The following is a 14,603-nucleotide window of genomic DNA, read 5'->3' on the forward strand; positions in this document are numbered from 1 at the left end:
AAAAACAAACACATTAATAGCTGATAATCAATAAGTTACATTTCAAACACCTTTAAAAAGTGTCTGAAAATGAACACTTAGTGTTCGTTTTCGGACAAAATAAAAGCTCTGCAATTGCAGAGCTTTTTATATAATTGTGATAAAGAATTAAAATTTAATTAAAAGGAACCAACTTATCGTTTGGAAGATCATATTCATATAAATCTCCATTACGTTGGTCAATATAAAGCCACTGTGCTACACTGAAACGATTCTCAAATTCAATTCCCAACCCTAAAACAATATAATCTTTGCCTTGTTCATTTCGCTCTTCAATAGAGTAGGTGAGCTCTTCATTATTCTTCAGATGAAGTAACAACAGTTTGTTCCTTGTATTTGCCAGATAATACTGTACATCATTGTAAATATCATCTCTTTCTTCGTTTGACAAATCAAGATCTTGACCAAATGTATATTTTACAGGTTTTGTATAACGCTGCTTAAACAGAGACAAAGCACCATCCTTAATCTTTTTTACAGAAACCAGCATTTTGCGGTCTTCTTTCCGGTCGTTGTCTCCGGCAATCTCAATATGACCTTTTTTCCATTTAACTTCTACTAAGTCTCCACGGTTAAGATCCTTATTGACAGCCTGAGTTACAAAACTTTCAATTTTCCCGTTATCTTTAATCAGAAGATAAAGATAATCTCCAATTTCTTCATAATTATAGAAATCAGCTGTAACCGCCTGTCCCGTATTCTTTGGATTATTAACCTTTATTGAATCAGAAACTATAACAGCAGAAGAATCTGGTTTAGCTGTTTCTGAAGGTACAGCACCATCATTTTTTTTACATGAAACTACAAGTAAAACCGCAATAAGCGGAAGTGTTTTTAAATTCATAAAATTAGTCCTCATTTGTCGAGGATTTCAATTTCAGATACTTTCGTTCATAAAGCATCCACATTAAGTAATAATACAGAACAAAGCCTGCTGCCAGCAATACAACTACATTAATTGCGATTGACAGCCAAAGGTTTTGGGGATCTGTAGTCTCTAATACAAAGTATTGAAAAAGAATAACAAAAACTACTGTAAACAAAGACCATCTCAGTCCATCATACAATGCATATTTAGTTCTTCCTTTCTGTCTTTTCTGTTCCCAGAAAGTTATAAAATCTTTATCCGAGTCTTTCAATTTTTAAAAAGCATTTATTCCGGTAATATCATTTCCGGTAATGAGTAAGTGTACATCGTGAGTTCCCTCATAGGTAATCACTGACTCCAGGTTAGCAGCATGACGCATCATAGGGAATTCCCCCATAATTCCCATTCCCCCAAGAATCTGTCTGGATTCTCTGGCAATATCGATCGCCATTTTCACATTATTTCTTTTCGCCAGAGATATTTGTGCAGGTGTAGCTCTGTGTTCATTCTTCAGTGTTCCAAGACGCCAGCACAGCAACTGTGCTTTGGTAATCTCCGTAAGGAATTCTGCCAGTTTCTTTTGCTGAAGCTGGTAAGATGCAATAGGCTTACCAAACTGAATACGTTCCTTAGAATATTGCACAGCTGTGCAGTAACAATCTATTGCTGCTCCAATAACACCCCAGGAAATACCATAACGGGCAGAGTTGAGGCAAGATAGCGGACCTTTAAGCCCAATTACATTTGGCAATATATTTTCTTTAGGAACCTTTACATCTCTGAATACCAATTCTCCGGTTTTAGATGCGCGCAAAGACCATTTATTAATTGTTTCTGGTGTTGTAAAGCCTTCCATTCCGCGTTCTACAATAAGTCCTCTTACTTTGCCATCTTCACCCTTAGCCCAGACAACAGCAATATTGCATAACGGAGCATTGGTAATCCACATTTTTGCTCCGTTTAACAGATAATAGTCTCCCATATCTTTGAAATGAGTTTCCATACTTCCCGGATCCGATCCATGATTGGGTTCTGTCAACCCGAAAGCTCCAATCATTTCGCCACTAGCCAATTGAGGAAGGTATTTCTTTTTTTGTTCCTCCGAGCCAAACTCGTTTATAGGAAACATAACCAATGATGATTGTACTGATGCTGCTGAACGAACCGCAGAATCTCCACGTTCCAGTTCCTGCATAATCAGTCCGTAAGAAATCTGATCCAATCCTGCACCTCCGTATTCTTCCGGAATATAGGGACCTAAAGCTCCGATTTTTCCGAGTTCCTTCATAAGATCCGGAATATCTTTGTGATGCTGTGCTGCATCATCAATTTTCGGCATTACAAAACTATCTACCCATTCGCGGACAGATTGTCGGATGAGTTTGTGTTCGTCTGTTAATAAATCGTCTATAAGGTAATAATCGGGGATGGTGTGAATTGGGTAATATGACATATTAATATTTTTAGCCTAAGATAACAATTATATCTGATACACGGAATGCCGGATCAGAACCATTTTGAAAAGAATCCGCCTTTTTTATTGAGTTCTTTCTGAAGGACTAAAGCACGTTCATCATCCGGGAAAAGAGAAAGTATTTTCTGTACATTTTCTAAAGCTTCTTCTCTTTTCTTCAGGTTCATCAACTGCTGAGATTTCAGTACTTCTATCATTGCCCAGTCTTCATCGCGGTCATATCCGAATTTATCATAAGAAGCTTCATGCTCTTCTGCCCATTTAATCGTTTCATCGGCGCTTCTTGCATGCTGGCTGCTCTGTACCAGATAAAACAAAAGTGTTCCCTCTGAATCCTGCATAAACTCGTTTTCCCTCAAAACTGGTAATATTTCTGATAAATAGTTACAAGCTTTCTGATGATCGTTGATAAAGGACGCGTTTTTACCAATCTGGTAATAAGCTTTTATTCTATCTGTTTCATATAACCACTCCGGGTTCTTTAGCTCCAGAAAGCGTTCTCCACTTTCAACAGCTTCTTTATATTTTCCCTCTTCATTATAAGCCTGCATCAGCATATAATAAGGGTTAGAATTCTGCGGAAATTCCGATGTAAACTGGTTCCAAAATTCAATTTTTTCAGCATTAGAATAATCCTGTACCAGATGTGAAACTCCTAAATCCAAGGCATTGGACAGGTTATAAAGTTCAACAGAGTTTTCTTCATTTACTCCATTTCTGCCAACATAATCTTCATAATTTTTCAGGCGTTCTTTCAGAACTTCCATAGGATTTTCCAGTTCGCCTAATATTGTAGCATACTTTATTCTCTTAGCCTCATAATGTAGGTATCTGAATTCATCAAAGCATTCAGGTCCATATTCATATGTTAATATTCCGTACTGATTTCTGGCACCTTCAAAATTATCTAGCTTTTCATATATCGTTGCCAAAGTATCGTGCAGTTCATAAAACTCAGAAAGTTCAAGTCCTTTCACTGCTGCAGATTCAGCTTTCTCCAAATCTCCGGTTCCGATATAAGCTATTGCAAGGTTATTACAACACATTGCCCAAAGATGCGGGGTTGTATAAGGATGGCTTTCATAACGGTTTTCATAGAAATAATCTTCTAATCCTTTGTAAGCGTTCAGGTAGAATAACTCCAGTATTTCTGAAGCTTCCTGACGCCCCGAAAGTTTATGTTCATCCAGAAATTCCGATATACATACACCATTGTTATACCATTCATTTGGAATATCGTTTACAGCATAAGTCTGTTCCGGAAGTATACCATTCACAAGATAGTAGGAGATTATCCATCTGTACAATGCTGTAGAACTTCCGCCCAGCTGTAATGTTTCATTGAAGTAGGTAAGGGCCTCTTCATATCTTTGCTCATTGAACTTCATAGTCCCTGCAAAGTGGAATGGCCATTTAGAATTAGGATACTCGGCAATATAAAACTGACAGTTTTCCAGATGGTCTGCTTCTGTAATCTCATTAAGTTCTCCGTAATTCTTCTGAATAAGAAGAACAAAATACATAAGCTTTTCATCCTCGAATCCATTTCTAAGGATTTTATCTATACGTCTTTCCCATAATGCAAGCTCATTATGGACTTCTTCATCTGTATTTTCTAATTCTGTAACCTTACATAATAGTTTTCCCAGCAAATGATAATCTGAATTCTCGTATATAAAATCCGCTAATTCAAAATACTGGAACTCATTAAAAAGCAAAATATTATGCATATTCTTGCTGATCAGCTGTAAAATATCAGTAACAGGAGCATTATGATATTTTAGATATCTGAATTTATGAAACAGATATTTGGACATTTCAGCATCCTGAAGCTCTCTGGAATCCTGGGTCCATTTTTTATAATTTTCCAATCCGTAATCGATCCACTGAATAAGGTCATTATGCTTTTCGTTTACATCATTATAATAAATGAAAAGGTCTGTTGCCTGAGCTTCATATACAGGGTCATTTTTTAGATCATTCAGATAGCGCAATACATCTTCTTCCGGAATAACGGGATTCTGGAAATCAAGGTAGGACAAAAGCTGAGACTTCATAGCATTGTCATTCTCCAGCTGTATTAATTTTTGAATATAAGGTATTATGTTATCCTGAATGTAATTTGCTTCAGGCTGATTCTCCATTACCCATGCCCACTCGGTTTGAATAAACATATGTAGAATCTCTGTATCATTAGGGTTTTCTTTGTATAATTCATGAATTGCCTTTTTAGCTTCTTCTATATCTCCGTCAGCAAGCTGCTGTTCAATTTCTGATAATGTTTTCATTAAATGATTATATTTGGCGAATATTAATTAAAGTCCTAAAAATACCAAAAAATCCGAAATACCCAATCAACAGGGAGAAATTGAAAGATTTAATTTACTTAAATGCCATAAAAAGAGTCAGATAAATTTACGGTTTCCGTAAAAATTGTAATCATGGCGGAACTCTTTCGGCGTACAGCCTTTTCTTTTTTTGAATAGCCTGTTAAAGTTGGAAATATTATTAAAACCACAGTGATAAGCAATTTCTGAAACAGACTGGGTTGTGTCAATCAGCATTCTGCATGCATTTCCCAACCGGCATTCTAATAACGAGTCCATAAAAGTTACACCTGTACGTCTTTTGAAAAAGCGGCTAAAAGACATCTCCGTCATATTCACAAGTTTGGCAACTTCACCTAAAGAAATATTCTGATGAAAGTGATGGTTAACGTATTCCATTACCCTCTGAATTCGTCTGCTGTTATAAGATTCCTGATTAAAGAAGATGTTATCAGACAGTGTCTGCATATTTTTGGATGTAGAAAGATCGTGCAACACCGATAACAATTCCAAAACGGAATTAAATCCCTGCTTCTGATCCAGGTTTAGCAAACGTGGCATTATTTTCTGAGTTGCTTCTTTAGAAAATAATATTCCTCTGGAGGATAATTCTATCATTTTCCGCATGCAACTCATCTGATTTCGGTTCAGGAATCTTTCGTCCAGAAAATCCTTATGAAACTGTATTGTTACTTCCGTCATCTCTTTGCCTTCAAACTCATAAGTTTCCCACATATGCGGCAGATTGGGACCGATCATTACAAGTTCGTAATCATCTATTACCGAAATATGGTCTCCAATAATCCTTCTTGCACCTTTACCATTATGGATAAAGTTTAGCTCTATTTCTTCATGACTATGAAGTGGAAAGTCGAAGTCCGACTTTACACGGGTAAAAATAGTGAAACAGTCACCTGGTGTTAGTGGTATTATTTCCCGGAGCAGATTATTAAGCATGGCCAAATTCTGTAGTAATTAATTTGCAGGTCATAAAAGTATCAATAATTATAAAACAGTTTGTTAACTTAAAATTATAAATAATTTAATTTTCATGCGCATTCACAATTAACATTATTTATACATTGATTATTTTGTATTATTTAATGTCAAAAAAGTATTATGTTCGTATTCCGTCTGGTACTATTTTTATCATCCCGATAACAGCCTGATTCATGAATGAAAAAATAAAAGTAAAAGAAAAGATTGCCTATGGATTAGGCGATGCAGCATCGTCCATGTTCTGGAAAATTTTCAGCATGTATTTACTCTTCTTTTATACTGATGTATTTGGCATCACAGCAGCTACTGCCGGTACCATGTTTCTGGTTACCAAAGTATGGGATGCTTTTTTCGATCCTGTCGTCGGACTTATCTCAGACCGTGTATCTACAAGGTGGGGAAAGTTCCGTCCGTTTCTGGTATGGATGGTTATACCATTTGCAGTAATGGGCATTTTCACATTTTTCAGACCAGACTTTACTGAAAATGGCAGACTCGTCTATGCCTATATTACTTACTCGGTAATGATGATGGTCTATTCCCTCATCAATGTGCCATACGCATCATTACTCGGAGTTATATCTTCAGATCCTAAAGAACGTACAGCACTTGCTTCTTACAGAATGGTTTTTGCATTTATAGGCAGTCTTGTTGCATTGTGGCTGATAGAACCTTTAGTAAAAATATTCGGAGATGGAACGCTTACATTTGCAATGGGCTGGGTATATGCTATGATCGTTTTTGGTATTATAGCTTCGATCTTATTTTTATTATGCTTTGCAGGGACCAAAGAACGTATAATTCCTGTAAAAGAAAATAATTCCACACTGAAAAATGATCTGAAAGACCTTTTTGCAAACAGGCCTTGGTGGATATTATTGGGAGCCGGTATTGCTACATTGTTATTCAATACAATCAGAGATGGAGTTGCCATCTATTATTTCAAATATTACCTGAATAAATCCGATACAGATATGTTTTCTTTTTTCGGAATGCAGATCTCCCTAACAACAGTATACCTTGTATTGGGGCAGGCTGCAAACATTATAGGTGTTATTGCTGCAACTCCTGTGGCCAATAAAATAGGCAAGAAGAAAACATTTTTCTTTGCTATGCTTTTTGCTGCTATCTTCAGTATACTTTTTTACTTCTTAGGGAAAAATAGTATCACCGGAGTATTGACGTTACAGTTTATCATCAGTATATGTGCGGGTAGTATTTTTCCTTTATTGTGGTCTATGTATGCAGATACTGCTGATTACTCCGAATGGAAACAAGGCAGAAGAGCCACAGGTCTTGTATTTTCAGCATCTTCAATGTCTCAGAAATTAGGATGGGCTATTGGCGGATGGGCAAGTGGTGCTTTATTGGCATTCTTTGGATTTCAGGCAAATGTTCTGCAAACAGCATTTGCACAGACAGGTATTAAACTAATGCTAAGTTTATTACCCGCCACTGCTGCAATTATCTCGATGATTTTCATCATTTTTTATCCGCTACACGAAAAGCAAATGAAGATTATAGAACAGGATCTTAAACAAAAACGAAACTAAAAAATAATAACCTACACTTAATTCTATGAGTTTATATTTCGAGACAAGAAAAAAGGCCCTTAACGAGACCTATGAAAACCTTATCTTAAAAGAAAACACAAAACAACAAACCCTGGGCAATGGTATCTACGACAGATATCAAAATCCTGTACTGACAGCAGATCATGCGCCTGTTTTCTGGAAATATGATTTTAATAAATCTACAAACCCCTATCTAATGGAGCGTTTCGGTATAAATGCTGTATTTAATGCCGGAGCTTTGAAGCTGGACGATAAATATATTGTTATTGCAAGAGTGGAAGGGAATGACAGAAAATCTTTTTTTGCTGTGGCAGAAAGTAACAATGGTACAGATGGTTTCCGATTCAGAGATTATCCGATTACAATCCCCGAAACAGATATACCGGATACCAATATTTATGACATGCGTGTTGTACAACATGAAGATGGCTGGATTTATGGACTATTCTGTACAGAACGAAGAGACCCGGAAGCTGTTCCCGGCGATCAGTCTGCTGCTATAGCACAGTGCGGTATTGTACGTACTAAAAATTTAAAAGACTGGGAACGCTTACCAGATTTAAAAACAAAGTCGGCTCAACAACGCAATGTTGTTCTGCATCCTGAATTTATAAATGGGCAGTATGCATTCTATACACGTCCCCAGGATAGCTTTATAGAAGCCGGAACTGGTGGCGGAATAGGACTGGGACTAAGCAAAAGTATGGAGAATGCTGAAGTCACCGAAGAAGTATTGATTGATCAGAAAAAGTATCATACTGTTTACGAAGCTAAAAACGGGTTAGGTCCTGCGCCTATAAAAACAGAGAAAGGGTGGCTGCATCTGGCTCATGGTGTGCGCAATACAGCTGCCGGCCTTCGTTATGTTCTCTATATGTTTATGACCAGTCTGGATGATATTACACAGGTGATTCATAAGCCTGCAGGTTACTTTATGGCCCCGGAAGCTGAAGAACGTATAGGTGATGTCTCTAACGTCGTATTTTCTAACGGTTGGATTTCCGATAATGATGGTACTGTATTTATTTATTATGCCTCATCAGATACCCGTTTACATGTTGCCACTTCAACCATTGATAAACTGATGGATTATGTAGTCAATACTCCGGAAGATGGCTTCAGATCAGCAACATCTGTTGAAACACTCAATACTATTATCAAAAACAATTTATCTGCTAAAAGCTAAAACTGAATCATATAATTTACTTACTTTTCATTCATATTCCTAGTTAAAGGCCTCTTTTCAGAGGCCTTTAATTCTATACTTATTGATATATCTAAATTAACAGAATGATAAAAATCATAACATTGTATTAATTTAGATTAAATAAAAATAACATACATTTGGTCTGATAAAATTTATACCAAATCAGACATTATGGAAACAAAATTCGAAACAATACCTTATCGAAAGGTATTGAAAGGGGGCAGCTCCGAATACATGGATATCTTCCATGGGACACCCGAAAATATAAACTACTACCAGAAAACAGTGCAAGATACACTGGAGGTAATCACAAACTTTTTGCAAACCCGACAGACGCCATTAGGGGATACTTCTGTTCAGCGGAATAAAAACAAAATGAATCTTGTAGATATTAACAGCGGTGAAACGATATCTGTAAAAGAATGTCTTTCCGAATTATGTGATATCTACATCAATGATGCAACTGCATTCCATCACAGTTCCTATGTTGCACACCTTAACTGTCCAATATTAATTCCCACACTGGCAGCAGAAATGATTATCAGTTCCATCAACAGCTCCATGGATACCTGGGATCAGAGTCTTGGTGCCACGACAATAGAGCTTCGCCTTATTGAATGGATGGGAAAAAAAATGAAGTATCCTGAGGGCTTCGACGGAGTGTTTACCAGTGGAGGAACACAGTCCAACCTAATGGCATTACTAATTGCAAGAGATGCCTATATCAAAAAAAATTATAATATCATACCTGATCAGCATGGTCTTCCTGCAGAAGCAAAAAAATTCAGAATATTCTGTTCAGAAAAAAGTCACTTTAGCTTAAACAAAGGAGCCAGCATACTGGGACTCGGTAAAGATGCGATTATCAGTGTCCCGGTAGATCAGGATTATAAAATGGATATCCGAAAACTGGAAGAACTTTTATATGAAGAAAGAGGAAAAGGCAATTTACCAATTGCAATTGTAGGTACAGCAGGAACAACAGACTTTGGATCTATAGATCCGCTTCCGGAAATCAGCAGAATCGCTCAGGAAAACGGAATGTGGTTCCATGTAGATGCAGCATATGGTGGAGGTTTATTACTCAGCAGCCAGCACCGCAGCAAATTGACTGGTCTGGAAAACGCTGACTCTTGTACTATTGACCTGCACAAAACTTTCTTCCAGCCAATAAGTGCCAGCATGTTTTTGATGCGCGATCACAACAATGTTAGTTTCATTCAGTATTATGCAGACTACCTAAATCCAAAAGATCAGGAAACTTCTGGTGTTCCGAATCTGGTAAAAAAATCATTGCAAACGACAAGAAGATTCGATGCGCTGAAATTCTGGTTTACCTTAAGAACCGTTGGAGAAGAAAAGCTAGGCAGTTATATAGACGAGATTATTGATCTGACAAAAGAAGTTTATTATCTGCTAAATGAATATGAAAACTTCGAAACTCTGAACAGCCCCGAAATCAGCGCTCTGGTTTTCCGATATGCTCCGGCGGGTTTTCCTGAAGACAGATTAACAGAACTAAATCAGAAAATAAAGCAGGCAGTCTTCGACAGTGGTAAAGCGATGGTAGCCGGAACTAAGGTCAACAAACAATTCTACCTGAAGTTTACACTTCTCAATCCCATGACCACAATTGATGAAATACAAAAAATAATAAATCTGATCCAGGAAATAGGAGAGGAACAACCTAAAAACCTTATATAAAATACCACCAAATCATGACCCAGGAAAAAATATACGACATAATAGGAATAGGAATAGGACCATTCAACCTCAGTATGGCTTGTCTCGCAAATCCTGTAAAAGATCTCAATACTTTATTTTTCGACCGCAGCGATCGTTTCGACTGGCACCCAGGTATGATGATGCAGGACACAACTCTGCAGATACCATTCATTGCCGACCTAGTAACAATGGCTGATCCTACCAGCGAATTTACCTTCCTCAATTATATAAAGGAAAAAGGAAGAATCTATTCTTTCTATATCCGTGAGAATTTCTACCTGCTAAGGAATGAATACAATCAGTATTGTCAGTGGGCTATAGAAAAATTGGATAACCTTCGATTCAGTCATAATGTAGAAGATATTATGTACGATGAGGAACAAGGCAATTATCTGGTAAAAGTATATAACAAAACAGAAGATACTGTAGAGAGTTACAGAACAAGAAAAATCGTTTTAGGTACCGGAACAACTCCGTATATGCCTTCATTTTTTCATCCGGTAAAAGATCTCGCAGCACATTCATCTGAATATCTTTATAAAAAGAAAGAACTCCAGTCACGAAAAGCAATTACCATTATAGGAAGTGGGCAGAGTGCTGCCGAAATATATTATGATCTGTTTCAGGAAATAGATGTTTACGGATATGAACTCAACTGGATTACACGCTCCACTCATTTCTTCCAGATGGAATATAACAAACTTACTCTGGAGCTGACTTCACCTGAATATGTTGATTATTTCTACAGTCTTCCTGCTGAAAAAAGAAGAGCTTTATTAAAAAATCAAAATTCCCTTTACAAAGGGATTAACGAAAGTCTGATCAATGATATTTTTGATCTGCTCTACACCAAAAGACTTACTGCTGATTTCAAAACCAATCTTTTAACCAATTCAGAATGTGTTGGTGCCAAATACACCAAGCAAGGGATTATTGATTTAGAATTCTATCATTCCGAGCAGGAGGAAAGTTTCCATCTTGAAACCGACGGACTGGTACTGTGCACAGGTTACAAATACCGATTACCAGCTTTCTTAGATGGTATTAATGATCGAATAGACTGGAAGTCCACTGAAAAATTCAATGTACAGCGTAACTACAGTATAGACAAAAATGCCAATGAAATTTTTGTTCAGAATGCCGAATTGGAAACTCATGGCTTTGTAACGCCAGATTTAGGTATGGGATGCTACAGAAATTCCTATATCCTGAGAGAGATTACCGGCAGGGATATTTATCACGTGGAGCAGCAGATTGCGTTCCAGAAATTCGGAGTATATGAAAACCTAACCAAAGTACAACAATATGAGACCAGTATTTCAAAGTAAAACCTGTTTTTCAAAAAATATAGAAGGATTAGGCAACTTTGAACTCTTTCCTCTGGATTTGGATGAGCATGTTCCTGTTATTCATAACTGGGTAAATCAGGAATATGCTGAATACTGGCAAATGCTTGATACAACTACAGAGCAAGTCTACGAAGCCTATGAATATCTTTTGGCACAAAAGGATTATTACATCTGTATGGGATATTTTGAGGGTGAGCCATGCTTTTTACTGGAATGCTATCATCCAAAACATGTCCTGAGCAAGTTTTATAACGTTGAAGATTCAGATTGTGGTATGCATATATTAGTGGCACCACCAGACAGAAAAATAAAATCTTTCACATGGAGTGTATTTCAGACCATCATGGAGTTTTTATTCTCTGACCATAGAATCCAACGTGTTGTAGTAGAACCTGATGTCAGAAATGAGAAAGTTCACAAACTTAACCGGAAAGCCGGGTTTACACGCTACAAAAAAATACAACTACTGGAAAAAGAAGCATATCTGGAGTTTTGCACCAGAGAACAATTTAAAAACGCCCTACAAAATCAAATAATATGAACCAAATAATAAGTCCCGAAAAAACAATAGAACACCTTACTCCGGAAAGCTGGGCCAAGGCAAATCTATATCTTATTCAGAAAGCCTTGGCTGAATTTGCCCATGAAATGATTATTAAACCGCAATTAATCTATGAAAAGAATGGATGGGGTTACTATCAGCTTCCTGCGCAACACGCAGAAGGAGAGATCATTTATACCTTCAAAGCACAAAAGCGGATTTTAGATCATTGGTCTATAGATGTACATTCAATAAAAAAGACACATAACGGAAAAGAAGTTCCGTTAGATCTTATACACCTCATCGTGGATTTCAAAGAAGAGCTGGAATTTTCTAAAGAGATACTTCCAGTTTACATAGAAGAGCTGATTAGTACGTTATATGCCAGAGCACAGGTAATGAATCGTGAGAACAATTCCTGTATCCTGGCAGATGCAGACTATCAGACCATAGAAGGGTCGACAACCGGACATCCTACTTTTATAGCCAATAATGGTAGAATAGGCTTCGATGCAGATGATTACTACAAATATGCTCCAGAATCACAAAATGAGCTTCGCTTGTTATGGATTGCTGTAAAAAAGGATCGCTGCAATTTTTCAACTGTTGAAAGCCTTAGTTATGATGAGTTAATGAATCAAGAACTCTCGCCCGAAACATTAGTAAAATTCAGTCAAAAGCTAAAAGATCTTGATCTTGATGCCAAAGAATTCTATTACATGCCTATCCATCCGTGGCAATGGTATAACAAAATGAATCCGACTTTTTCTTCCGAAATAGCTTTGCGAAATATTGTATTATTGGGAGAGGCAGAAGACTTATACCGCGCACAACAGTCTATCCGTACTTTTTTCAATACAAGCAATCCGGATAAATTTTATGTAAAAACAGCTATGTCTGTTCTAAACATGGGCTTTATGAGAGGTCTTTCACCTTATTATATGAAAGCTACTCCGGCTATTAATCAGTGGGTGGACGACTTGGTAAAAAGCGATGTATACCTTCAGGAAAAAGGTTTTATTATCCTAAAAGAAATAGCTGCAATAGGCTACCGAAGCGAATATTATGAAAAAGCACTTCAGAATAATAATACACCTTATACCAAAATGCTGGCAGCATTATGGCGGGAAAGCCCAATGCCTTTCGTAAACGAAAACCAACGTCTTATGACAATGGCCGCTCTGCTTCATCTCGATAATAATGGCTATTCTCTGGCTGCTGAATTAATTGAGAAATCGGGTCTTACAGCAGAAGAATGGGTAAGCAAATATCTCGATCTTTATCTGATGCCTTTGATACATAGCTTCTATGAATATGATCTTGTATACATGCCACACGGAGAGAATCTGATTCTGATTATGGAAAATTACACTCCGGTGAAGATTATTATGAAGGATATAGCAGAAGAGATTGCAGTATTAAACGGAGATATCAAACTTCCGGGTGAGACTAGCCGTATTGGCATAAAAGTTCCGGACGATTTTAAACTAACTTATATTTTCACTGATGTATTCGACTGCTTCCTGAGATATTTATCTGCTCTTCTCCATGATCAGGCAGACTTCAAAGATGAAGATTTCTGGAGGTTAGTTGCTGATAAGATTATAGCATATCAGGAAGAGAGACCTCATCTGAAAGAGAAATTTGAAAAATACGATATATTCGAGCCACAGTTTAAAAGATGCTGTTTGAACCGCTTACAAATAAAAAACAATAAACAAATGGTAAACCTGGAAGACCCAATTAATAGTTTACAGTTCGTAGGGATGCTGGATAATCCGATTCATATTTATAAAAGAGAATTGGTGTAATACACTACCCAAAATAATTGAAATATCTAAGAAAGCATTGCAGGCGGTTTTAGTCTGCAATGCTTTTGTTTATAAAAGTTAATTCAATTTTTATAATTTATCCGGATTATATTTAATTTTTATGCTCGGTAAATCCCCTGAAATAGAACCACTGATAAAATTTAATTTGGTATATCCCTCTTAAATTTGTAAAATTGAAGTCTCTAATCATCCATTAACGGATAACAAACCCCAAAAGTTGAAGGTAAGCAGGCATTATAAGAATTTTCTGACCGCTATTTTTATAGCTATATATGCCTTTGCTGTTTCTCCGGCAGAATACTTACATAACCATCTTTTCCATAACTTCGACACCAACGGAATTCAGCATACTGCAAAACATGGTGATGCAAACCTAAAAAAAGCAGCATCTTCATGTGACGGTAAGTGTCCTATTTGTCATCATAAGCTTATTGGAGAAGAGGGGAATAAAGCTGTTCTTATTCCGGATTCTTATTCCGGGAAATTTAGCGGCAAAATATCGTCTTTTGTTCCGGAATTTTCTTTCTCAAAATTCTTTTCTTTAGCTGTAAGAGGGCCGCCGGTATTATTATGATATTCAAATAAATGACGTCAGCATATCCTGCTGACTACAATTCTTATTTACATAACACATCCACTGTTTATACTGACTTTTAAAGCTTTTACCT

At 36.9% G+C, this 14,603-nt stretch carries 12 protein-coding genes; 7 read left to right on the top strand and 5 right to left on the bottom strand.

Translation table 11 applies throughout. The features are described from left to right. Positions 1 to 154: 154 nt before the first annotated feature. The 5 genes from ATE49_RS10245 to ATE49_RS10265 form a co-directional block, all read right to left on the bottom strand. A complete protein-coding gene (locus ATE49_RS10245; RefSeq protein WP_179195573.1) occupies positions 155 to 883 on the bottom strand; it encodes a hypothetical protein in 729 nt (242 codons plus the stop codon). Positions 884 to 887: 4 nt separating this feature from the next. Beyond that, positions 888 to 1,178, bottom strand: a complete 291-nt coding sequence (locus ATE49_RS10250) for a hypothetical protein (RefSeq protein WP_059153958.1) — start codon at positions 1,176 to 1,178, stop codon at positions 888 to 890. 3 nt (positions 1,179 to 1,181) lie between these two features. Then, entirely contained in the window at positions 1,182 to 2,360 is a 1,179-nt protein-coding gene (locus ATE49_RS10255; RefSeq protein ID WP_065082097.1) for an acyl-CoA dehydrogenase family protein, read from the bottom strand. Between the two features lie 53 nt (positions 2,361 to 2,413). After that, a complete protein-coding gene (locus ATE49_RS10260) occupies positions 2,414 to 4,669 on the bottom strand; it encodes a tetratricopeptide repeat protein (protein WP_065082098.1) in 2,256 nt (751 codons plus the stop codon). A gap of 117 nt (positions 4,670 to 4,786) precedes the next feature. Continuing rightward, positions 4,787 to 5,665 (bottom strand): AraC family transcriptional regulator, encoded by an 879-nt coding sequence (locus ATE49_RS10265; protein WP_059344747.1) that lies wholly within the window; start codon positions 5,663 to 5,665, stop codon positions 4,787 to 4,789. Positions 5,666 to 5,880: 215 nt separating this feature from the next. Here ATE49_RS10265 and ATE49_RS10270 point away from each other — a divergent pair, with 215 nt between their 5' ends. The 7 genes from ATE49_RS10270 (at position 5,881) to ATE49_RS10300 (ending at position 14,509) form a co-directional block, all read left to right on the top strand. Further along, entirely contained in the window at positions 5,881 to 7,260 is a 1,380-nt protein-coding gene (locus ATE49_RS10270) for an MFS transporter (RefSeq protein WP_065082099.1), read from the top strand. A gap of 25 nt (positions 7,261 to 7,285) precedes the next feature. Then, a complete protein-coding gene (locus ATE49_RS10275; protein WP_065082100.1) occupies positions 7,286 to 8,467 on the top strand; it encodes a glycoside hydrolase family 130 protein in 1,182 nt (393 codons plus the stop codon). A gap of 192 nt (positions 8,468 to 8,659) precedes the next feature. Then, entirely contained in the window at positions 8,660 to 10,192 is a 1,533-nt protein-coding gene (locus ATE49_RS10280; RefSeq protein WP_065082101.1) for a pyridoxal phosphate-dependent decarboxylase family protein, read from the top strand. A gap of 14 nt (positions 10,193 to 10,206) precedes the next feature. Continuing rightward, positions 10,207 to 11,541 (top strand): lysine N(6)-hydroxylase/L-ornithine N(5)-oxygenase family protein, encoded by a 1,335-nt coding sequence (locus ATE49_RS10285; protein ID WP_065082102.1) that lies wholly within the window; start codon positions 10,207 to 10,209, stop codon positions 11,539 to 11,541. Continuing rightward, positions 11,519 to 12,103 (top strand): GNAT family N-acetyltransferase, encoded by a 585-nt coding sequence (locus ATE49_RS10290; RefSeq protein WP_065082103.1) that lies wholly within the window; start codon positions 11,519 to 11,521, stop codon positions 12,101 to 12,103. Before ATE49_RS10285 ends, ATE49_RS10290 begins: the two co-directional genes overlap by 23 nt. Continuing rightward, positions 12,100 to 13,914 (top strand): IucA/IucC family protein, encoded by a 1,815-nt coding sequence (locus ATE49_RS10295; protein WP_065082104.1) that lies wholly within the window; start codon positions 12,100 to 12,102, stop codon positions 13,912 to 13,914. The genes ATE49_RS10290 and ATE49_RS10295 overlap by 4 nt, the downstream gene beginning before the upstream one ends. A 238-nt stretch (positions 13,915 to 14,152) precedes the next feature. Next, a complete protein-coding gene (locus ATE49_RS10300) occupies positions 14,153 to 14,509 on the top strand; it encodes a hypothetical protein (RefSeq protein WP_059325545.1) in 357 nt (118 codons plus the stop codon). Positions 14,510 to 14,603 lie beyond the last annotated feature (94 nt).

The sequence above is a fragment of the Elizabethkingia miricola genome (assembly GCF_001675285.1).
In the GTDB taxonomy this organism is placed as follows: Bacteria; Bacteroidota; Bacteroidia; order Flavobacteriales; family Weeksellaceae; genus Elizabethkingia; species Elizabethkingia miricola.